This is a genomic window from Haliea sp. (assembly GCF_040222615.1).
Lineage (GTDB): Bacteria > Pseudomonadota > Gammaproteobacteria > Pseudomonadales > Halieaceae > Haliea.
Map to the genome: position 1 here is coordinate 1 of NZ_JAVKCQ010000013.1, position 22029 is coordinate 22029.

The 22029-nt window shown below is 63.6% G+C and carries 19 protein-coding genes; 12 read left to right on the forward strand and 7 right to left on the reverse strand.

All coding sequences use genetic code 11. From position 1 onward, the window contains the following. Positions 1-1494 (forward strand): acyl-CoA synthetase (locus RJQ10_RS00840; protein WP_350142654.1); only part of this gene is annotated, 1494 nt, incomplete at its 5' end. 181 nt (positions 1495-1675) lie between these two features. Then, the gene (locus RJQ10_RS00845; RefSeq protein ID WP_350142656.1) at positions 1676-3295 is read left to right on the forward strand and encodes a DUF3336 domain-containing protein; all 1620 of its coding nucleotides are present in this window, start codon (positions 1676-1678) and stop codon (positions 3293-3295) included. Positions 3296-3317: 22 nt separating this feature from the next. Here the strand turns inward: RJQ10_RS00845 and RJQ10_RS00850 are convergent, their stop codons facing one another. The 3 genes from RJQ10_RS00850 to RJQ10_RS00860 form a co-directional block, all read right to left on the reverse strand. Further along, positions 3318-3950, reverse strand: a complete 633-nt coding sequence (locus RJQ10_RS00850) for a flavin reductase family protein (RefSeq protein ID WP_350142658.1) — start codon at positions 3948-3950, stop codon at positions 3318-3320. Between the two features lie 14 nt (positions 3951-3964). Then, positions 3965-4324, reverse strand: a complete 360-nt coding sequence (locus RJQ10_RS00855; protein WP_350142660.1) for a thiol-disulfide oxidoreductase DCC family protein — start codon at positions 4322-4324, stop codon at positions 3965-3967. A gap of 70 nt (positions 4325-4394) precedes the next feature. Then, entirely contained in the window at positions 4395-5414 is a 1020-nt protein-coding gene (locus tag RJQ10_RS00860) for a phosphotransferase family protein (protein ID WP_350142662.1), read from the reverse strand. A gap of 183 nt (positions 5415-5597) precedes the next feature. Here RJQ10_RS00860 and RJQ10_RS00865 point away from each other — a divergent pair, with 183 nt between their 5' ends. Beyond that, positions 5598-7298, forward strand: coding sequence for a class I adenylate-forming enzyme family protein (locus RJQ10_RS00865; protein WP_350142664.1), 1701 nt, complete (start codon positions 5598-5600; stop codon positions 7296-7298). Here the strand turns inward: RJQ10_RS00865 and RJQ10_RS00870 are convergent, their stop codons facing one another. Further along, positions 7299-8072, reverse strand: coding sequence for a ferredoxin--NADP reductase (locus RJQ10_RS00870; RefSeq protein WP_350142666.1), 774 nt, complete (start codon positions 8070-8072; stop codon positions 7299-7301). A 116-nt stretch (positions 8073-8188) separates the two neighbouring features. Here RJQ10_RS00870 and RJQ10_RS00875 point away from each other — a divergent pair, with 116 nt between their 5' ends. Together RJQ10_RS00875 and RJQ10_RS00880 are read left to right on the forward strand one after the other, a co-directional pair. Then, a complete protein-coding gene (locus RJQ10_RS00875; protein WP_350142667.1) occupies positions 8189-9073 on the forward strand; it encodes a LysR substrate-binding domain-containing protein in 885 nt (294 codons plus the stop codon). 32 nt (positions 9074-9105) lie between these two features. Continuing rightward, the gene (locus tag RJQ10_RS00880; RefSeq protein WP_350142669.1) at positions 9106-9654 is read left to right on the forward strand and encodes a SprT family zinc-dependent metalloprotease; all 549 of its coding nucleotides are present in this window, start codon (positions 9106-9108) and stop codon (positions 9652-9654) included. A 9-nt stretch (positions 9655-9663) separates the two neighbouring features. On the opposite strand, the gene RJQ10_RS00885 is transcribed toward RJQ10_RS00880, so the two are convergent. The 3 genes from RJQ10_RS00885 to RJQ10_RS00895 are packed head-to-tail and all read right to left on the reverse strand — an operon-like array spanning position 9664 to position 14773. Beyond that, on the reverse strand, positions 9664-12621 hold the full coding sequence (locus RJQ10_RS00885) for a DUF748 domain-containing protein (protein WP_502880201.1): 2958 nt from the start codon (positions 12619-12621) through the stop codon (positions 9664-9666). Then, positions 12599-13597 carry an AraC family transcriptional regulator gene (locus RJQ10_RS00890; protein ID WP_350142673.1) on the reverse strand — a complete coding sequence of 333 codons (999 nt, stop codon included), beginning with the start codon at positions 13595-13597 and terminating at the stop codon, positions 12599-12601. Before RJQ10_RS00890 ends, RJQ10_RS00885 begins: the two co-directional genes overlap by 23 nt. After that, positions 13598-14773, reverse strand: a complete 1176-nt coding sequence (locus tag RJQ10_RS00895) for a GGDEF domain-containing protein (protein WP_350142675.1) — start codon at positions 14771-14773, stop codon at positions 13598-13600. A 132-nt stretch (positions 14774-14905) separates the two neighbouring features. Between RJQ10_RS00895 and RJQ10_RS00900 the strand changes: the two genes are divergently transcribed. From RJQ10_RS00900 to RJQ10_RS00930, 7 genes are read left to right on the forward strand one after another with little or no spacing between them, the layout of a single operon-like run. Continuing rightward, positions 14906-16081, forward strand: a complete 1176-nt coding sequence (locus RJQ10_RS00900) for an acyl-CoA dehydrogenase family protein (RefSeq protein ID WP_350142677.1) — start codon at positions 14906-14908, stop codon at positions 16079-16081. Between the two features lie 22 nt (positions 16082-16103). After that, entirely contained in the window at positions 16104-16877 is a 774-nt protein-coding gene (locus RJQ10_RS00905; RefSeq protein WP_350142679.1) for an SDR family NAD(P)-dependent oxidoreductase, read from the forward strand. A 12-nt stretch (positions 16878-16889) separates the two neighbouring features. Beyond that, positions 16890-18023 carry a CaiB/BaiF CoA transferase family protein gene (locus tag RJQ10_RS00910; protein WP_350142681.1) on the forward strand — a complete coding sequence of 378 codons (1134 nt, stop codon included), beginning with the start codon at positions 16890-16892 and terminating at the stop codon, positions 18021-18023. Between the two features lie 30 nt (positions 18024-18053). Next, positions 18054-18836, forward strand: coding sequence for an enoyl-CoA hydratase/isomerase family protein (locus RJQ10_RS00915; RefSeq protein ID WP_350142683.1), 783 nt, complete (start codon positions 18054-18056; stop codon positions 18834-18836). A gap of 11 nt (positions 18837-18847) precedes the next feature. After that, positions 18848-19636 (forward strand): enoyl-CoA hydratase, encoded by a 789-nt coding sequence (locus tag RJQ10_RS00920; protein WP_350142685.1) that lies wholly within the window; start codon positions 18848-18850, stop codon positions 19634-19636. 34 nt (positions 19637-19670) lie between these two features. Then, the gene (locus RJQ10_RS00925) at positions 19671-21206 is read left to right on the forward strand and encodes an acyl-CoA carboxylase subunit beta (RefSeq protein WP_350142687.1); all 1536 of its coding nucleotides are present in this window, start codon (positions 19671-19673) and stop codon (positions 21204-21206) included. 51 nt (positions 21207-21257) lie between these two features. Beyond that, the gene (locus tag RJQ10_RS00930; protein ID WP_350142689.1) at positions 21258-22025 is read left to right on the forward strand and encodes an SDR family NAD(P)-dependent oxidoreductase; all 768 of its coding nucleotides are present in this window, start codon (positions 21258-21260) and stop codon (positions 22023-22025) included. The last annotated feature ends 4 nt before the right edge of the window (positions 22026-22029 follow it).

A 22029-nucleotide genomic window follows, 5' to 3' on the forward strand; every position in this document is an offset into this window, starting at 1 on the left:
GATGAGCGCAGCAACCAGGCAGCGCAGCTGTTCCGCTCCCTCGGCCTGAAGAAGGGCGACCATATCGGCATGATGCTGCTGAACTGCCGCCAGTTCCTCGAGATCTGCTGGGGGGCCCAGCGTGCAGGCCTGATTTTTACCCCCATCAGTACCCATCTGAAACGCGATGAAACCGCCTACATCCTGGAAAATTGCGGCGCCCGGCTGTTTATAGCGTCACACGACCTGGCCGGTGTGGCCGCCGAGGTACTCGCGGCCAACAAAGGGGGAATCCGGCATTTTTACATGGTTGACGGGCTGCTTGACGGCTTCGAATCCTGGGATGACAGCGCCGGCCTGCAGCCTGCGGAGCGCATCGCCGACGAGGCCAACGGCGTACCCATGCTGTATTCCTCCGGCACTACCGGCAAGCCCAAGGGCGTATTTTTGCCGCCCGCCAGCGATGACGTCAATGCCCCCCACCCTCTGGCGGGAAGTCTGGGTGCCGCCTTCGGCTTCAGCGAGGAAACGGTCTACTTGTCACCGGCGCCGCTGTATCACGCGGCGCCGCTGCACTACAACATGATGACCCTGTACCAGGGCGGCACCACCGTGGTGATGGAAACGTTTGAGCCCGAGGCCGCACTGGCGCTGATCGAGGAGCACCGCGCCACCCACAGCCAGTGGGTGCCGATCATGTTTGTGCGGATGCTGAAGCTGCCGGAAGACGTGCGCAACAAGTACGATCTCGGCAGCATGCAGTTTGCCATTCACGCCGCTGCGCCGTGCCCGATCGAAGTGAAAGAGAAAATGATCGAGTGGTGGGGCGAAGTCATCGTCGAGTACTACGCGGCCAGCGAAGGTATCGGTATCACCATTATCGACTCTGCCAACTGGCTCACCCACAAGGGCTCCGTGGGTCCCTCGCTGATGGGCGCTATTCATATCCTCGATGACGATGGCAACGAGTTGCCTCCCGGTGAGATCGGCACCGTGTATTTCAGCGGCGAGCAGGCTCAGTTCAAGTATCACAACGAGCCCGGCAAGACTGCCGAAGCCTTCAATGAACGGGGCTGGGCGACCACCGGCGACATCGGCTACCTCGACCGGGACGGCTTTCTTTACCTGACGGATCGCAAGCACTTCATGATCATCAGTGGTGGCGTGAATATCTACCCGCAGGAAATCGAGAACCTGCTGATCACTCATGACAAGGTGGCGGATGTCGCCGTGTTCGGGATTCCCAGCGAGGAGTTCGGGGAAGAGGTCAAGGCTGTTATCCAGCCCATGAACTGGGCCGACGCCACTGACGAGGTGGCGATCGAGATCATGGAGTGGCTGCGTGAGCGCATCTCCCATATCAAGTTGCCGCGGTCACTGGACTTCCATCGTGAATTGCCGCGGCTGGACAACGGCAAGATGTACAAGCGGCACCTGGCCGATGCTTACCGCGGTGCCACCCGCACGGATGAGAAGGGCGACACGCTAGAATCCGGCAAGAACGGCTCCGACTGACAGGTCAGCGGCCACAACTCTTGGCGGCTGCGGGGGCTGGATATCGGCCCGGGCCGGCTCCCGGTATGGCCTGATTGAACCTGTGCCCGGGCGCCGGTTTGCAGTATGCTGGGAAAAGATGGGACAGCAGAGAGGTCAGCCCGTGAGAACATCCCGCAAGCTCGCGCTTTTGGAACGGCAAATGGCGAGTTGCAATTCCTACGATGAATGGCGCGAGGCGGCGCTGCAACACGATGAATTGTCCGGCCTGCGCCGCTGGCGCGAGGTCGACCAGACCCGCCAGTATGACTACAGCCAGATCCGCCTGCGCCTGGACCGACTGCGCAGCCTGCGTTCCCGCCACGACTACCAGGGCCTGCTGTTCACCCTCAATGAGGGTATCCACGGCAACATGGGCGGGATGGGACGCAGCACCCTCTACCAGCGCGCCAAGTTCGGCACCAAGCACCTGATCGAGCAGTATATTGACGAGGTCGACGATTCGCTGCGTTTCCTGGCAGAACTGAAAACTGACGAGGTGACGCTGCAGCAGAAGCTGGATTTCTTCTACCGGGCCAACATATGCTTCGGCCGCTCGGCCCTGATGCTGAGCGGCGGCGGGGTGCTCGGTTTCTACCACCTCGGTGTGGTCAAAACGCTGCTGGAGCAGGGCCTGTTGCCGCGGGTGATCTCCGGCTCCAGCGCCGGCTCGCTGGTGGCGGGCGTCGTGGGGACTCATACTGACACCGAACTGGAGCACTTTTTCGACCCCGACAACGTGCATTTCGAGGCCGAGCGCGAAGCCAGCGTGTTCTCGCGCATGTTCTTTGGTCGCAATCCCCAGATCGATGTCAGCGACCTGGGGAAAATCATCGCCCGCCTGATCCCGGAAATGACCTTCCAGGAAGCCTATGAAAAGACCGGGCGGCAGATCAGCATCACGGTGGCTCCGGCGGAGACGCACCAGCGCTCGCGACTGCTGAATGCCATTACTTCGCCCAACGTCTACGTGCGTTCGGCGGTGATGGCTTCCTGTGCGGTACCCGGGGTATTCCCGCCGGTCATGTTGATGGCGAAGAACGCCCACGACGAGGCCCAGCCCTACCTGCCCACCCGCAAATGGGTTGACGGCTCCATCGCCGATGACTTGCCCGCCAAGCGGCTGTCGCGGCTCTACAGTACGAACCACTACATTGTCAGCATGGTAAACCCGATTGCGACCCCGTTCCTGCGTGGCAATCGCAAGACCAGTGGCCTGACCGCGGCACTGGGCAGTCTCGGCGTGGGCATCGGTCGTGAGGTGTTGAATTTCTATCGCGGCATGGTGCAGAAGAAGGGCGATAACTGGCCCCGCTTCAACCTGCTGATGAACGGTATCCACTCCCTGCTGGACCAGGAGTACAGCGGCGACATCAATATCGTGCCCAGTTTCCGCTGGTACAATCCGGCCAAGATTCTGTCGCACCTGTCCGAGAAGGAGCTGGTGGCTCTGATGCAGGGTGGGGCGCATTCCTGTTTCCCCAGTGTCGAGACCATACGGATCTGCACCAAGATCAGCCGCACCATGGAGGAGATTCTGCACCGCTTCGAATATGGGGACCTGCGGCCCAACTCTGAGGAATACCGGCGGCCCCGCGCATCGCGCCGGCGGCCGCCACCGACGCGGGCAGATCGCGAGGCGCAGCGGGGTGCTGTCGGCATCGCCGCGGCCAAGTCGCGCGGCCGCGGCAAAAGCAGCCGCAAGCGGCCGAACGCGGCGGGTGCCGGGGGTGGTAGCGACAAGGGTGACGCAACTGGCGGAGACCGGGTCGCCGCGGCCTGAGCCCCGGCAAGGGGGGCGGGGTTCAGTTGATGGCTGTCGGCGGCAGGTCAGGCTTGGCGTAGGCCATGCGCCGCAGGCGGCGTGTGCCGTAGTAACTGTCCAGGCCGCTCAGGGCGACCGTGCCCGCGGCGCAGATATCCACCGCGCCGTCGTCGCCAAGGCAGCGCTCGGGTACTTCGGCCAGCACTATCTCGCCGATCAGGAAATGAGTGGCGTTGATTTCCAGCTGCTTGTGCTCACGTAACTCCATGCCCATGCGGATTGCCGCTTCCTCGACAAAAGGCGCGGCGAAGCCGTCTATCCGGTATTCGCTCAGCCCGGTAGCGGCAAACTCCGATTGCTCGCGAGGATAGCGGGCAGCTGTCTGGTGCGCAGCCTCGATAATCTGGTCACTGACGTGGTTGATCGTGTAGCAACCGGTGTCGAGAATGTTCTCCAGTGTATGGCGTTCGACCGGGCTGGGGCGGATGACCAGCGCCAGCAGGGGAGGGTGGGAGCCAAGATGCACCACCGAGCTGATAATGGCGAGATTGCTTCCCCCGCTGCGATCAGCCGTGCCGACCAGATTGGCCGGCTTGAAGCCGCTCAGGGAGTTCACCAGAGCGGCGCGATAGCGCGAGTCCAGGGCGGCGATGTCCTTGCTGGTAAAAAGCATGTTCTGCTTCCGTGTCAGGAGTAGAGGCGGCGGTAACGGCGTTCTGCCCACAGGCGATAGACGACGTTGGCAACCGGTCGCACCAGGGGCCAGCGCAGCCAGCGCCACAGAGGTCCGAGGCGAGTGTGCTGCCACGCTGCCACGTTGGCATCGATACCGGTCAGCAGGCGTCCGTCGGCGGTACGCAGGTGCAGGGTGCGCAGGAGTGTGTCCCGCTCCGGTAGCGACGGGTCGGGAGCCATTGCGTGGATGTCGCTCAGCTCCAGAGTGTTGTCGCAGAGCTGGCCCAGGCGGGCCATTTCCGCCGTGCACAGTGGGCACCTGCCATCGTAGTACAGAGTGTCAGTGGCGCATTGACTGTCAGCGGTGTTCATGGTGCAAGGATACGCATCCGCAACGCAGACGGATGACCGCCGCACACAGCTGGGTCTGCCGCGCCCGGCTTCACTCGATCAGCTGGACCGCGAGCTGTGACAGTGGCCCCACCAGATTGCCGCGGGCATCTGCCTCGGCGCTGGAGGCAGTGCCGATCTGGGCCCGCTTCTTGATCCCCTGGACGATGGCCGCGAGGCGGAACAACGAGAACACCAGGTAGAAGTTCCAGTTGTCTATGCCATCGCGCCCGGTGCGCTCACAGTAGCGGGCTATGTATTCTTCATCGCTGGGAATGCCGAGTGATTGGCGGTCGACACCTGCCAGGCCCTTCATGCTGCTGTCGCGCGGGAGCATCCAGGCCATGCACTGGTTGGCAAGGTCTGCGAGCGGGTGCCCGAGGGTGGACAGCTCCCAGTCCAGCAGGGCGATAACCCGGGGCTCGGTAGCGTGAAACATCATGTTGTCCAGACGATAGTCCCCGTGGACCAGGCTGACGGTGCCATCGTCCTCTGGCATGTTGGCGGGCAGCCACTTCAGCAGGGTCTCCATGTCCGCCATGGTTTCGGTCTCCGAGGCCCGGTACTGTTTGGTCCAGCGCCCGAGCTGGCGTTCGAAGTAATTCCCCGGCTTGCCGTAGTCCGCAAGCCCCACCGACTCGACGTTGACGCTGTGCAACGCCGCCAGGGTCTTGTTCATGGAGTCGTAGATTGCGCTGCGCTCGGCGTTGTCCGCAGCATCGGGGAGCACCGGGTCCCAGAGAATTCGCCCATCCATGTACTCCATCACATAGAACATGGAGCCGAGTACAGACTCGTCCTCGCAGAGTACATAGGTGCGGGGTACGGGCACGTCGGTGCCCTGCAGGGCGGAAATAACGCGGAATTCACGGTCCACCGCGTGGGCTGAGGGCAGCAGTTCTCCCGGCGGTTTGCGGCGCAGGACGTAGGATTGTCCGTTGGCGCTGAGCTTGAACGTGGGGTTGGACTGGCCACCGGGAAATTTCTCCGCCGTGAGCCCCTTGTCGAGCCCGGGGATATAGTCTGCGAGGTAGGCGGCAAGCCGCTCGGTATCAATTTGCTGCGCGCTCATGCGTATCCTTGTTGTCAGAGTCAATCGACGGCGTAGTCTGGCGCCCGGCTGATGGCCGGGCAATGACGTGCGGCGACAAAAAACTTGACCGCAGGACTCAAGCTGCCCGCGGCATTGAGCGGCTGGGCAGCTCGGGGTATGCTGCCGCTTCCGCGAAGCCACAAGTCTAACAGAGGTCGCGCAGTGTACGAACATTTGAGCCAGGCATGGCAGCAGCTTACGGCTCCCGGGCAGCCCTTTGAGGTCACCAAGGTCGATGTCGGCGGTGTGCCGCTGCGCAGCTACCGCCATGCGCCGCCCTCTCTGCGCGAGGTCTGGCTGGGCACCGCGGCACACGCGGATCGGGAATACCTGGTGTTCGCGGGAGAGCGCTGCACCTATGCCCAGGCCCAGACGTTCACCGCCAGTATCGCGCACTGGTTGCAGAAGCAGGGGGTAAAGCCCGGTGACCGCGTTGCCATAGCAATGCGCAACTATCCCGAATGGATGCTGGCCTATTGGGCCATTACCTCCATGGGTGCTGTGGTAGTGGGCATGAATGCCTGGTGGGTGGCCCACGAAATGGCGTTCGCGCTGGAGGACTCGGCGCCCGTGGTGCTGCTCTGTGACCGGGAACGCCTGCAGCGATTCGAGGAGCTGCGCGACAGGTTTCCCGGGCTGAAGGTGGTAGCCATTCGCCTGCAACAGGAGGCCCCGGACTGGGCAACCGACTGGGTGGAGTTGATCAATGCGGAGCCGGCATTGCCCTCGGTGAGCATCGACCCCGATGACGACGCCTGTATTTTCTACACGTCCGGCACCACTGGCCGGCCCAAGGGCGCGCGCCTTACCCACCGCGGTTGTGTTGCCAATATCATGAACGTCGCCTTTATCAACACGGTACAGCCGATTGCCGTGGCGCTGGCTCGCGGTGTGGCGCCGCCAGCGCCGGGCTCAACACCGGCGCCCAATTCACTGGTGGCAACGCCTCTGTTCCACGTGACCGCCAACAACTGTGTTGCCCAGGCCACGACCGTAGCGGGCGGCAAACTGGTGCACATGTACAAGTGGGATCCGGCAGAGGCGCTGAGGTTGATCGAGGAGGAGCGCATTAGCACTTTCAACGGTGTGCCGATGATGGCGAGAGAGATCATCATGCACCCGGATTTCGCCCGCCGCGATACGTCCTCGCTGACCGTTCTCGGCGGCGGTGGCGCGGCGCTGCAGCCCGATCTGGTGGCGAAGATCCAGCAGCGTTCGCAGTCCGCCCGACCCAACACGGGTTACGGCATGACCGAGACCTGCGGCATCATCGCCGCCGTGTCCGCGGAATTCTTCGTCGACAAGCCGGCGAGTGTCGGTCCGGCGATGCCTACCTTCGAGGCCAAGTGTGTCGGCGCTTCCGGAGAGGACCTCGAAGCCAATGCGATCGGTGAGCTGTGGGTGCGCGGTGCGCCGGTCATCAAGGGTTACCTGAACCGCCCCGACGCCACCGCCGAGGCGATTACCGATGGCTGGCTGCACACGGGAGATATTGCCTATATCGACGACGAGGGATTCATTTTCCTGGTCGATCGGGCCAAGGACATGGTGTTGCGCGGGGGCGAGAATATCTACTGCGCGGAAGTGGAGAATGCGCTGTTTGCCCACGATGGCGTGGCCGAGTGTGTCGTGTTCGCGGTTGCCGATGAGCGGCTGGGAGAGGAGGTGGGCGCTGCAGTGTACTTGCGCCCCGCTGCCGAGGTGGATGCCAGCCACCTGCGCGCCCACTGCGCCGGCCTGCTGGCACCCTACAAGGTGCCGCGCTATATCTGGCTGCTGCCGGAGCCCCTGCCGCGCAATGCCAACGGCAAGTTCCTCAAGCGTGAACTGCGGGAGTCCCTGCAGGTTGCCGATGCACAGTGATCAGCTCTCGACGAACGCCCGCTCGATGACGTAGTGGGCCGCCTTGCCGTGGCGGGATTCCTTGAATCCACGCTCGTCCAGCAGCCGGGTCATATCCTTGAGCATGCTGGGGCTGCCACAGATCATGAACCGGTCCCGCTCTAAATCAATGGCCTCCAGGCCAAGATCGGCGGGCAGTTTGCCGCTGCTCAGCAGCTCGGTGAGGCGCCCGGTGTTGCGGAATGCCTCGCGGGTCACGGTGGGGTAGTAACGCAGTTTTTCCCGGACTTCCTCGCCGAGAAACTCATGCTCGGGCAACTCCCGGGTGATGCTGTCCTGATAGGCCAGTTCGCTGACATGGCGGCAGCCGTGGGCGAGGATGACCCGGTCGAAACGCTCGTAGATCGCCGGATCCTTGATAATGCTGAGGAAGGGCGCGAGACCGGTGCCGGTGCCGAGCAGGTACAGGTTTTTTCCCGGCAGCAGATTGTCCACCACCAGGGTTCCGGTGGCCTTGCTGTTGACCAGCAGTTCGTCCCCGACGCGAATGTTCTGCAGGCGGGAAGTGAGCGGGCCGTCAGCGACCTTGATGCTGAAGAACTCCAGCTGGTCTTCGTGGTTTGCGCTGGCCATGCTGTAAGCCCGCAGCAGGGGCTTGCCATCCCGCTCCAGCCCGATCATGGTGAAATGGCCATTTTCGAAGCGGAAGCCCGGGTTGCGGGTGGTCTTGAAGCTGAACAGCCGTTCTGTCCAGTGGTGGACCTCGGTTACCTGTTCGCGCAGCAGCGTTGCCATGAATCGTACCTTTGTCAGATGAAATATCACTGCCGCTAGCCTAGGCTCTGCTGCGTTATTGGTAAAACGGTAATTATGGATATACTATATCGATTTTTAAAATATAGGAGCGGCTCGTGCGCTATTCCCTGAGGCAACTGGAAGTGTTCCTCGCCACGGCCCACCATGAAAACGTCAGTCGCGCCGCCGCCAGTCTGGCCATGTCCCAGTCCGCGGCCAGCGGTTCACTGCGCGAGCTGGAGCAACAGTTTGATGTCCAGCTGTTCGACCGTATCGGCAAGCGCCTGCGCCTGAGCGAACTGGGGCGCCAGCTGCGCCCGGCCGCGGAGGATTTGTTGGCCCGCGCCAGGGCCTTTGAGCAGTCCCTGTCCGGGGATGAGGTCAGCGGCCGCCTGCAGGTAGGCGCGACCCTGACCATCGGCAATTACCTGGCGGTGCCCATGATCGCGGATTTCCGCCAGCGTCATCCGGGTGCGGATGTCGCCTTGACCGTCGCCAACACAGCGGCGATCGCGGAAGGTGTGGCAAATTTTGAGCTGGATATCGGCCTGGTGGAGGGTGAATTCGTGCATGCGGATTTGCACAGCGAACACTGGCAGGCCGATGAGCTGGTGGTGTTCGCCGCGCCGGGTCACCCGCTGGCGCGGCGCCGGGCGCTGAGTGACCGGGACCTGCTGCAGCTGGACTGGATCGTCCGCGAACCCGGCTCTGGTACCAGGCAGACCTTTGAGCGGGCCATGCACGGCCTGTTGCCGGAACTGCGGGTGGTGCTGGAGTTACAGCACACGGAAGCGATCAAGCGGGCTGTGGAGGCGGGCCTGGGGGTGGGGTGCCTTTCCCGGATCAGTCTGGAGGAGGCCTTCGCCCGCGGTTCCCTGGTGCCGCTGCGCGTGCCGGGGCGCGATTTCAGCCGCCAGCTCAATATTGTGCTGCACCGCCACAAGTACCACACGGCGGGGCTCCGGCTCTGGTTACAGTTGTGCCAGGAGCGAGCCCATTAACCCCTTGCCCGGATCCGGTTAGACTTGCAGCCATGACGCTTTCCGACAACCCGGAAAAACCGCAGCGGGTGCGCCCGATCGACCCGCAGCAGCGGGCTCAGGTACTGGTTGCCACCGCAGCCTGGATTGAGCGCGCGGCAAAGCTGGTGGCCCTGCCGCTGAAACCGGTGCCCGTGCTGTTTGACCTTGGCGGCGCCACGGCCGGCATGTTTCGGGCCCGGGGCGAAGAGTGCTGGATTCGCTTTAACCCCTGGATTTTTGCCCTCCACTTCGAGGACAGCCTGCAGTTCACTGTCCCGCATGAAGTGGCGCACTACGCGGTACATTGCCAGCGTCACCGGGGCCGGGTGCGCCCCCATGGGCCGGAATGGCAGCGGCTGATGCGGGGCTTCGGTCTGCCTCCGGAGGTCACCTTCAAGCTGGATCTGGACGGCGTACCGGTCCGCCGCCAGCGGCGCCACGCATACCGCTGCGCTTGCCGCGCACACGAAGTGACGACTGTGCGCCACAGGCGTATGAGCGAGGGCCGGGCTCGCTACCTGTGCCGTTACTGCAAGGCGCCGCTGCTGCCCGCGGCTTGAGGCGAGGCCTCAGGTCTCCACCGACAGTTCCACGCCGCTGAAAGTATTGGTTTCAGCCTCGGGCTGGGGGGAAGCCACGACGATACGCTCGGGATCCACTCCGCCCTCAGTGACCAGAAACCGCTTGCAGCTGGCGGCGCGATCACTGGCAAGCGCCGCCAGCGCGCTGTCCGGGACCGGCCAGTGGTCACGCAGGATACGGGCCTGCTGCAGCAGGGACGGTGCGGCAGCTTCGGACCCCAGCGCATGGGCACCATCGAGCCCTGCGTAGCGCTCGGCTATCGCGGCTCCCCAGGCTTCGCTGCGCGCGCTGATGTCCTCTGCGCTGAGCCCTTGATCCCGCAGTGCTGCCTGCAGCAGCTGTTCCTGCAGGCGGGCGCGGTCGGTAGCCGGATCTATGCGCCCCTCAACCAGCAGCCGCAAGCCCGGTCGCTGCTGCATGGCGGCGGCAAGGTCGCGCAGTTTGGTCTGTCCGTGGCTGTCCAGTTCGCTGCCGCCGGCGGCGAAATCCACGGTCTGCAGATCCTCGCTGCTGCCTACCAGGCTGGCGAGCAGGCTGAAGGGCGCGGTAACTGCCCGGGTGAGCAGATTCGTGAAGGCGCCGGCGATTACGCTGCCGAGGCTGAACTGCGGATTGTTGACGTCACCGCTGACCGGCACCGCGAGGTCGATGACCCCGTTGCTGTCGGTGAGAAGGGCAATTCCCAGGCGCAAAGGCAGGTCAAGGGCCTTGTCGCTAACCACTCGATCACCCAGTTTGAGCTGGTTGATCACGATCCGGTTGTCCCCCTGCAGCCGGGTGTCCTCAAGGCGATAGCCCAGCGTGGCATTGAGGGTGCCTCGCTCAATCGCGTAGCCGGCGTAGGTACCCGAATAGGGGGTAAGGCGCGACATATCGACACCGCGGAAAGTCAATTCGAGGTCCAGCGCAGGAGGCGAGCGCAGCGGGCTCGCGGTGCCGGTGAGGGTGACCGGCGCATAGCCGTCAACCGAGCCCTTCAGGTCCACCTGCAGCTGTTGCCCGGGGTCACTGCTGAGGTTGGTCAGGGTGCCATCGAGATCGCCGATGACTGTGCGAAACTGGATCGGTAGCGATTCGTCCTGGAAGTCGAGGGCGCTGTTGGCAATGAAAATGGCCGGGGCGCTGAACCGCCAGGGCGCGCTTTCCGCGGGCTCGGGCTCAGGCGCCGGGCCCGGCGGAGCGTCGGGCTCTCGTTCTGGCTCTGGACTGCCCGGGCCCTCCTGCTCCAGCAGGCGCTGCAGGTTGATGCTGCCGTCTTCCTGGATATGCAGGCGGCCCTGGTAGCCCTCAAGGTGCAATTCCGCCAGGTTGACGTTGCGTTCCCGCAGGTCCACGGTCAGCCCTTGCCAGTACAGATTGTCCCAGAGGGTGAGCGCATCCTCGGCGCCACGGAGGACCATCGCAAACCCTGTTACTGCGCCTTCCAGCGCCAGGGTCTCCGGCTGGAAATCGTGCAGCGTGATGCGGCCGGCACTGCGCGCTTCTCCGCTGCTGATGGTAGCTTTCAGGATGGATGGCAGGTTGGGGGCGAGCCAGCCCAGCGGCAACCCCTGCAGGGTAAACGCGAGATCCACGCTGCCGGTGCCCGCGTCCACGCCGCCCTCCGCCTCCAGGCTGGCCAGATTGTTTACCCGCAGGGCCAGGCTCAGCGGGCTCGCCCCCTCGGTGGGCCAGCGAATATCACGCACTTCAGCGGTCAGTGGCCGCACTGTCAGCAGGCTGGGCTCGGTGAACTCGCTGCGCCAGGCGAGTTCGCTGTCGCGCAGCTGGAACAGCCCCAGCCGCAGGCGCCAGGGGAAGTCCGCCGTCGCCTCCCGCTCCTCATTCGCTGCGCCGGCTGGCAGCGCGAACAGCTCCGCCAGGCTCACCGTGCTCCCCTCGCTCCAGCCGCTCAGCGCCAGCCCGTCCGCGGTCACGCGCCCGATGTCGAGGGTTTGGCGTCCCCCGTTCACGTTGATGTCACTCACCACAAGCGTGCCGAGTGCCACCCCGGTATCCGGCAGTTCGCTGTCGGTGCGGGGGTGGATCCGGGTGTCGGAGACTGCGAGCTTGCCATCGCTTACAGTGAAATCCAGGGCCTGCTGCCAGTTGGCAGCGTACTGCAGCGACAGGTCGACACGGCTGCTGTCGAGCTCGAAAGCAAGCCACGGCTCCGCGAAGCGCCAGAAAGGACGCAGGTCAATGTTGTCCATGGTCAGGCTGCCGCTGCTGCTGCCCGCAGCCAGCGACAGTGCACCCTGTCCCAGCAGGCGCCCCCCGCCCTCGCTCTGAACGCTCAGGCGGAAAGGTTGGTCCGCTTCGGCAACGGTGGACAGCCCCGTGGCCGTCAGCTCAAGTGTCTCCAGCTGAGTGTTGAAGCTTCCGGGGTGCTGGTGGTCGGTGAATGCTATGCGCGCTGCGCCCAACTCCAGTGCGTCGATGGTGAGGGCCGGCAGTTCACCGGTCTCGGTCTCGGGGGGTGCCGTGGCCGCGGCTGGCGCGGGCAGCAGATCGCTGATGTTCAGGCTTCCGTCGGCAAAGCGCTGCAAATCAAGGTTCAGCTCCTTCAGCGCCACCCTGTCGAACACCAGTCCGGGTTGGACCAGGCTGGCCAGGGAGAGGTTGATTTCCGCCCGTTGGAAATCCAGGAAGCGCGTCCCGTCCGGCTCGCTCAGGGCGGCCCCCCGTACCTCCAGGGCCAGGGTAAAGGGGTTGAAGAGAACAAGCTCGGTGGTGAGAGTGCGCTGCCAGTGCTCCCGCGCCAGCCAGGGCGGGAGAAAGTTCAGCGCCGGGAGCAGGACCAGGAAGGTGACAACGAGGTAGGCGATGTAGACGTATGCCAGGCCTCGTATAGCAATGCGCACAGTGTTCTCCTTCTCTGTCAGCGGCGGCAGTGATCTCTCACTATAGACGAGTGCGTGCCTGCGAGCACTCCCGTGGGGTTCAGAGCCCCTTGCGGTAGGTATAGGGAGTAACGCCGGTCCAGCCCTTGAAGGCGCGGATGAAGGCGCTCGATTCGGAAAAGCCCGAGCGGCAGGCGATTTCCTCGATCGAGAGACCCTGCTTGCCCAGATAATGCAGCGCGGTGTCGCGCCGCAGCTGGTTCTTGATGTCCTTGAAGGTGGTGCCCTCCGCCGACAGGCGCCGCCGCAGGGTCTGTGGGTGAATCTCCAGGGACTCTGCCACCGTACCCAGTTCCGGCATGTCGTGCAGGCTGTGGCGGATCTGGTCACGAACCCGCGTGGTCCAGCTGTTGCGTGAAAAATCCTGGGTCAGCATCATCAGCACCGGATGCCGCAGGTAGTGACGCAGGCTCTGCTCGGTCTGGCTGATACGCCGGTCCATCAGCGTCGTGGAGAACACCAGTTCACAGTGTTCGCTGTCAAATTGGACGGGATTGGCAAGGAACATGCGCCGATAGTCCTCCTGCCGCGCCGCGGGCGGATAGGCCAGGTTGACGACCTGCAGCGGCAGGTGTTCCTGCACCAGCCAGCTGCCGAACCTGTGGGCATTGAACAGCATCAGTTCGACCGGGTAGGGCTGAGGCGGTACTTGCCCTTCGTGGTGCAGCCGCAACCGGACCAGATCGGCCTCTTCCACGAGCACGGGAAAAGGTGTCGCTTCGAAAAGCTGGAAAAAGCGGCAGTAACGATTAAGCGCCTGGCCCAGGGTTGCGCAGCCGATGACAGCGTTGCACATCATCGACCAGGTGCCTATGGGCAGGCGCCTGCTGGTGTAGCCCAGGGCTTCATCGTTCATTGCCAGCATGGTGCTGACCTGCAGGTCAGCGAAGCGCTCAATCGAGATGCGCGCACCTTCCTCCAACAGCAGTCGGGGAGATATCCGGTTCTTGCGCAGCAGTTGCATGGGGTCCAGGCCAATGGCCACAGCATTGCGCAGCACCGCTCGGGCAAAGTAGACCGAAATCGAAAGCTCCCGCACTCAATGCCTCGCGGGGTGATTGCTGAGCTGGACCGGACGGTGTTCCACGGCTGCTACGCGGTTGCGGCCACCGCGCTTGGCCAGCTGCAGGGCCAGCTCTGCGTCCTTGCACAGATGGTCCAGGCTGGTTGCGCCCAGTGCCTCGGCGATCCCCAGACTGACGGTAACCGCAATCGATTGGTCCGCCACCTGCAGCGAGGCGCTCGCGAGCTGCCCACGGATACGCTCTGCCAATTTCCGGGCCGAGGCGAGATCCGAATTGGGCAGTATCGCCAGGAAGGTGTCGCCGTCATAGCGGGAGACAACGTCGCTGGCGCGGCACTCGCCCTCCAGGCACTGGGAGACCTGTTGTATCACCTTGTCGCCGATGTCCGCGCCGAAGTGGTCATTGAGCCGCTGCAGGTGATCGATGTTGAGCATCACCGCGGCAGTCGCCTGCCCGTGGCGACTGGCGTTGGCCAGGGTTACGTGCAATGCCTGTTCCAGCCCGCGGCGGTTGAGCAGGCGGGTCAGGGGGTCCAGGGTATTCTGGCGCAGGAGCTGGTGCCGCTGGTCGACCACAATACTGGCGAGGAAACCGATTACCACCAGAACGTGAGCGCCGCTGTGCAGGGCGTAGGCAATCCCTGTCGCGGTAACCGGATCAATGCCCCGGGGTAGAATGGCCAGGAAGAACGCCAGCATTGCGCCCAGCATGGCCAAGCCGCCCAGGCAGATAATGCCGTCGCCAGCGTTGCGTGAGCGCAGGGCCCGGAGTCCGGAGATCGCGGCCAGCATGCCCCATCCCAGCCCCGTCGCGGCCCCGTAGACCTGCAACATGGGGGCAGGATCGAGAAAGAAGACCGCGAGGCAGGCGCCTGCGAACCCGACTCCAATGACATAGCGGCCGCGCTGTATATCCGCGCGTTGCATGATGGCCAGCAGCAGCAGGTAGCTGCTGATCATGGCGGCTACTGCAGGCACATTCACCGCCACTGCCAGATTGGCGACTTCGGCCACCGTGAAGGCGATCCAGGCCAGTAGTGCCGTCATGAAGTAGACACTGTAGAATCCCAGCCCGGCCGGAGGCCTCGCGACATCGCTGAGGGCATACAGCACCAGCATCTGGGCGCAGACAAGTGCTACCACCAGGCCGTAGTGGGCGAATACGATATGCTCGGCGAAACTGATGTGCATCGGTGGCTTGGGCCCTGTCTAATGGCGCTGTCAGTTTAGGTCAATTTATTTGTCGGCACAGGTCATTGCTGGCGTTGACGCTGCTGCACATACTGGCAAGTGCACTTAGTTTATCCATCAGAGGCAAAAGATATGCTGCAACGCGACTTCACCGGTGAACAGAACATGTTTCGGGATGCCTATCGAAAATTCCTCGCCACCGAGATTGTGCCACATATGGAGTCCTGGCGAGAGGCCGGAATTGTCGACCGCTCCGCTTTTCGCAAGGCGGGGGAGCAGGGGTTCCTGATGGTCTGGCCGGAGGAGAAGTACGGCGGCATGGGAGACCCCGATTTTCGCTTCGAGCAAGTGATTATTGAGGAGACCGCCTACGCCCGGGCGGGCGACTGGTACAGCACCTTGCATGGGCGCCTGGTCGGTCCCTATTTTACCCGCTTCGGCAGCGAGGAACAGTGCCTGCGTTTCCTGCCGCGGTGTGTCAGCGGGGAGGCCATTCTGGCCATCGCCATGACCGAGCCGGATGCCGGCAGCGATCTCGCCGGCATGCGCTCAACCGCTGTGGAGGCAGGTGATCACTGGGTGTTGAATGGTTCCAAGACCTATATTTCCAACGGGATAAACGCCGATGTGGTGATCGTGGCGGCCAAGACCGACCCCGAGAACAATCCCCACCACATGACCCTGTTCATTGCGGAGCGTGGCATGGAAGGCTTCGAGCGAGGCCGCAACCTGAAGAAAATGGGGATGAAGGCCCAGGACACCGCCGAGCTGTTCTTCAACGACGTCAAGGTGCCCAAGGCCAATGTCCTCGGTGAGCCGGGCAAGGGCTTCATCTACCTGATGGAAGGGCTGGCGGAGGAGCGCCTGATAGGTGCCTGCGGCTACCTGGCAGCGGCCCAGCTGTCCTGGGACCTGACCGCCGAATTCGTACGTGAGCGCAAGGTCTTTGGCAAACCACTGGCGGCGTTCCAGAATACCCAGTTCAAACTGGCCGAGATGCGCACGCAGCTCGATATTGCGCAAATTTATGTCGACCAGTGCGTGCGAGCGTTCAATAATAGCGCCCTGACGGCGGTGGATGCCGCCAAGGCCAAGTTGGTCACCAGCGAATTGCAGGTGGCCTCGGCGGACCTCGGGGTCCAGTTGCACGGCGGCGCCGGGTTCATGGATGAATATCCCATCAGCCGCCAGTGTACGGACGCCAAGATTGCCACCATCTACGCAGGCAGTTCAGAGGTTATGAAAATCATCATCAGCCGCGACTGCCTGTCGGACAACTACACGCCGTTTAACACGCGCAATTTCTGATCAACCGCACAAGGAGCACAGCATGGAACTCGCAGGAAAAGTAGCCATCATAACCGGTGGAGCCTCCGGGCTTGGCCGCGCCACCGTCGAGGCCTATGTCGCCAAAGGCGCCAAAGTGGCCATCTTTGATCTCAACGAAGCCAACGCCCAAGAGCTTATCGATCGCCTCGGCGCCGACAAGGTCGGCTTCTGGAGCGTCAACGTGGCGGATGAGAACGTGGTTCGTGAAGCGGTCGCGGGGGTGGTGGAGAAATTCGGCGCCGTGCACATCTGTAACAACTACGCCGGTATTGGCAGCGCCTGCAAGACCCTGGGCAAGAATGGACCGTTCCCGCTGGACCAGTTCATGCCGATCATCAATGTGAACCTGGTCGGAACCTTCAACGTGGCGCGCTACGCCGCCGAGCAGATGGCGAAGAACGAACCGATCAACAACGATAGCGGCCGCGGTGTAATTATCAATACGGCATCGATTGCCGCCATGGAGGGCCAGGTCGGCCAGCTGGCCTACAGCGCCAGCAAGGGCGGCATTGTTGGCATGACCCTGCCCATGGCCCGTGACCTGGCGAGCTACGGCATCCGGGTCAACACCATCGTGCCGGGCCTGATCCACACGCCCTTGTTCGAGTTGTTGCCGGAGGAAGCCTACAAGTCCCTGGAGAGCAGCGTGTGTTACCCGCGTCGTCTGGGCAAGCCCGAGGAAATTGCCCACCTGTCGGTCTTTATCGCCGAAAACGACTACGTGAATGGCGAGTGCATCCGTCTCGACGGCGCCATTCGCATGCAGCCGCGCTAAGGGGACTCTGTCATGGGTCCACTGAACGGCTTCACCGTGATCGAGCTTGCGGGCATCGGTCCCGCGCCCATGGGCGGGATGATACTTGCAGACATGGGCGCGGAAGTTATCCGCATCGAGCGAGCCAACGGCACCGACCTCAAGCAGACGCGCGACGTCAGCGCCCGCGGCAAGAAGTCCGTGGTCCTCAACCTGAAGCAGCCTGAAGGGGTGGAGACCCTGCTGCGGATGGTCGAGAACGCGGATGTCTTGATCGATCCCTATCGTCCCGGTGTCTGCGAGAAGCTGGGCATCGGCCCAGAGATCTGCCTGCGGCGCAATCCGCGGCTGGTATTCGCGCGCATGACCGGCTGGGGCCAGGAAGGGCCGCTGGCGCACGCTGCCGGACACGATATCAACTATATTTCCCTTACCGGGGCGCTGTTTGCCACCGGTCGCAAAGGGCAGAAACCCGTGCCGCCGCTCAATCTGGTGGGCGACATGGGCGGCGGCGGCATGCTGCTGGTCAACGGCGTGCTGGCGGCGTTGCTGGAAACCGCAAACTCCGGCAAGGGCCAGGTCATCGACGTGGCGATGGTCGACGGCGCTGCCCAGTTGATGTGGATGTTCCACGGCTTCCAGGCCATCGGCGGTTGGGATGCCAGCCAGCGCGGGGCCAACCTGCTGGATGGGGCGGCGCATTTCTACGATACCTATGAGTGTGCAGACGGGGAGTACATCTCGGTGGGTTCGATCGAGCCCCAGTTCTACGCGCTGCTCAAGCAGTTGGCGGAACTGCCGGAAGACGAATTCGGCAACCAGAATGATTCCTCCCAGTGGCCGGAACTTACGGACAAGCTGGCGGCGGTTTTCAAGCGCAAGACCCAGGCGGAGTGGTGCGAGATCATGGAGGGCACGGATGTCTGTTTTGCCCCGGTGCTGTCATTCGTGGACGCGCCAAAGCACCCGGCCAACGTGGCCCGCAACACCTACATTGAACTGGAAGGGGTGACCCAGCCGGCGCCGGCGCCGCGCTTCAGTCGGACACCGTCGCAGGTTGCCCACGGTCCCCACAGTCTCGGTGAGGACACCGAGGAAACGCTGGCGGCGATGGGTTTTGCGGAGAGCGAAATCAGAAAGCTGCGTGACTCGGGTACCCTGGGTTGACAGCGGCAGCATCAATTACGAGGAGTCCAAATGGCCAACTATGAAACAGTCACGGTAACCCGGCACGGACAGGTTGCCCTGGTGACCCTGAATCGCCCCGACAGCCTCAACGCATTCAATGCCGCGCTGCGGCGTGACTTGCTGCAGGCAGTGCAGGAAGTCAACGATGACGCCGCCATTCGTGTCGGGGTCCTGGCCGGTGCGGGGCGCGCTTTCTGCGCCGGTGCCGACCTGTCGGAAGTGGCGGGCGATGATTTCGACGTCGAAAAACAGCTGAACACCGAGTACAAGCCAATCCTGATGGCCATTGCCGAGGCACCCAAGCCCTGGATAAGCGCGGTCAATGGCGCGGCGGCGGGTGTTGGCAGCTCCTTTGCCATGGTCTGTGATCTCACCCTGATGGCCGAGAACGCCTACGTCTATCAGGCCTTCGCCGCAATCAGTCTGGTGCCCGATGGCGGCGCCACCTGGCATCTGGTACGCACCCTGGGCCGCAAACGTGCCTATGAGCTGATTGTATCCGGCGAAAAACTGCCGGCGGAGCGCTGTCGGGAGCTGGGCCTTTGCAACCGGGTGGTGCCCGCCGAGTCACTGCTGGACGAGGCACTGCAGTGGGCGCAGGAGCTGGCGGGCAAGGCACCCCTGGCCCTGCGTCACGCCAAGGCGGCGCTCAATTTCGCCATTGAGCAGGGAGTGGCCGACACCATTTCCGAGGAGGCGCGTTTACAGGCAATCTGTATTGCCAGCGCCGATGCCCGCGAGGGCGTGGCGGCCTTTACGGAGAAACGCGCCCCCCAGTGGCAGGGTAAATAGGAGCGCCGCACATGGCAGAGGCTGAACTGCTGTTGGAGCGGGATGGCGCGGTCGTCACGCTTACTCTCAATCGCCCCGAGGCGATGAACGCCCTGTCGCCAACACTGCTCAGCGACCTCTGTACCGCGTTTCGCGAGTTGCAGAAGGACAATGAAGTCCGCGCCGTTATCCTGACCGGGAAGGGCCGGGCATTCTGCGCCGGGCTGGACCTGAAAGCGCTCAGCAGCCATCCGCAGGGGTTGGGCGCTTTTGCGATCCACGGTGATAACGATATCTACGCCGCGCTGCGCGCCTTCGACCGGCCCATTATCATGGGCATCAACGGGGTCGCTGCCACCGGTGGATTTGAATTGGCCCTCATGGGGGACATTCTCATCGCCTCTTCCGAGGCGCGTTTTGCCGACACTCACTGCCGGGTGGGGCTGGCGCCGGGCTGGGGCCTGTCCCAGAAGCTGGCGCGGATAATCGGCCACAGCCGTGCCCGGGAGGCCCACTTCAGCGGCAACTTCATCAGTGCCCAGCAGGCGGATGCCTGGGGGCTGGTCAGCCGGGTAGTGGAGCCGGATGCCCTGGCGGGTGCTTGTCGCCAGCTGGCGGAGGATATTGCCAGCTGCGTACCCTGGACGGTCAAGGCCTACAAGGCGCTGGTCAACGATGGCCTGGAAATGACCCTGGGTGCCGGTCTGGCGATGGAAAAGCAGGTCATTACACATGCCAACAGCCGGGTCTCGGGCGAAGATATCGCCGCCCAGCGACAGGCGGTGACCGCCCGCGGCAAGCAGCAGAAACAGCAGGACTGAATGGCGCTGCCGGCCCCCCAGCGAGCGCGCCGTCTTGGATGACAGCCCGCGCCCGGAGCTGCAGGCCCTGCGGGGCAGATTGCTGCGTACTCTGGATGAGGGTCGTGCCGGGGCCCGGCAGCGTCGCCATGCGGCCGGCTACCGCACCGCGCGGGAGAACCTGGCAGATCTGGTAGACCCGGACAGCTTCCAGGAATACGGCCAGCTCGCGGTGGCGGCCCAGCGCAGCCGCCGCGAGTATCAGGAGCTGCAGTCCAGCACCGCAGCCGACGGCATCATCACCGGCACGGCAACCATCAACGCGGATCGTATCGGTAGCGCCGCGGCGCGGGCTGCCGTTATCGTCAACGACTACGCGGTACTTGCGGGAACCCAGGGCTTTTTCCACCACGGCAAGCTGGACCGCATCTGCGAACTTGCAGAGCAGCACCGCCTGCCGATGGTCATGTATACCGAAGGTGGCGGTGGACGCCCCGGCGACACCGATGTCCTGACCCAGATCGCCGGCCTGCATCTGCATTCTTTCCGGACCTGGGCCAGGCTCGCGGGCAAGGTCCCGCGTATTGCGGTCAACAACGGCTACTGTTTCGCCGGCAATGCGGCCCTGTTTGGTTGCGCCGACTTCACCATCGCCACCCGCAGTTCCTGGATCGGCATGGCCGGTCCGGCCATGATTGAAGGTGGCGGCCTGGGCAAGGTCGAGGCGAAGGCCATCGGCCCCATCGAGGTACAGCTGAAGAACGGCGTGGTCGACATCGCCGCGGAGGATGAAGCCCAGGCAACGGCGCTGGCGCGCCAGTTGCTCGGCTACTTTCAGGGGCCGGTCGCCGACTGGGACTGTGGCGATCAGCTTCCGCTGCGCGATCTGATCCCCGCGGACCGGCGCTGGGCCTACCCGGTGCGCAAGGTGATCGAGATCATTGCCGACAGCGGCTCTTTCCTCGAATTGCGCCGCGTCTATGGCCGCAGCATCATCACCGGCTTTGTCCGCCTCGAGGGCCTGCCGGTAGCCTTGATCGCCAACGATTGCCAGCAGCTGGGGGGGGCCGTGGATGCCGAGTCCGCGGAGAAGGCCGCCCGCTTCCTGCAGCTGTGCAATGCCTTTGGCCTGCCGGTACTGTCCCTGACTGATACCCCCGGCTTTATGGTGGGCCCGGCCAGCGAGCAGGAAGCCGCGGTGCGCCGCATGTCCGCCCTGTTCCTGACCGGCGCCAGCCTCAGCGTACCGGTGGTGGCCATTTTTCTGCGCAAGGGCTACGGCCTTGGCGCGATGGCCATGACTGGCGGCAGTTTCATGGCCCCGGTGTATTCGGCGTCCTGGCCGACCGGCGAGTTCGGCGGTATGGGTTTGGAGGGCGCGGTCAGGCTCGGGTACCGCAAGGAGCTGGAAGCGATAGCCGATCCCGGCGAACGCGAGGCGCTGTTCGAGCAACTCGTGGCACGCCTGTACGAGTCGGGGAAAGCGACTGAGGCGGCTTCCTTCCTGGAAATCGACGCCGTGATTGACCCGGCAGATACCCGCGGTGAGGTGCTGAAGGCACTGCGCGCCGCCGGAGTGGTAGCGCGCTGATGGATGCGCAAAAAAACCTGCTGATCAATCTCTAATAACCGGAGGATTACAATGAAAAACCTGTTTGATGTCAGTGGCAAGGTTGCAGTGGTGACGGGGGGGTCCCGTGGCATTGGTGCAATGATTGCCGAGGGCTTTGTGGCCAACGGCGTGCGCACCTATATTACGGCGCGGCGCGAGGATGAACTGCAGGCAACCGCCGCCGGGCTCGCGCAGCAGGGCGAGTGTATTGCCCTGGCCTCGGATCTGTCGACCGTGGAGGGCGTCAACCGGTTTGCCGCCGAGATCCGCAAGCGTGAACCGGCGCTGCACATTTTGGTCAATAACGCCGGGGCGACCTGGGGTGCGAGTATTGATGAGTTTCCCGAGAGCGGCTGGGACAAGGTCATGGATCTCAACGTCAAGTCGATCTTCTTCCTCACCCAGCAGCTGCTGCCTTCGCTGCGGGCCGCGGGCACGGTCGCGGATCCTGCACGGGTGATCAATATCGGTTCAGTGAACGGTATTACCAACAGCCATATGCAGAACTACGGCTACTGCGCGAGCAAGGCCGCGGTGCACCAGCTAACCCGGCACATGGGTGCCGAACTGGCGCGGGAGCAGGTGAACGTCAACGCCATTGCCCCGGGCCTGTTCCCCAGCAAGATGACCGCGCACATGGCGGGACACGAGGACGAGATCGCCAAGGCCTTCCCGATCAGCCGCATGGGCTCCCCGGAAGACGCCGCCGGCACCGCGATTTACCTGAGTTCCAGGGCCTCTGCCTGGGTGACGGGCCATGTGCTGGTGCTGGACGGCGGCATGGTCGCGGAGGCCTGAGGGT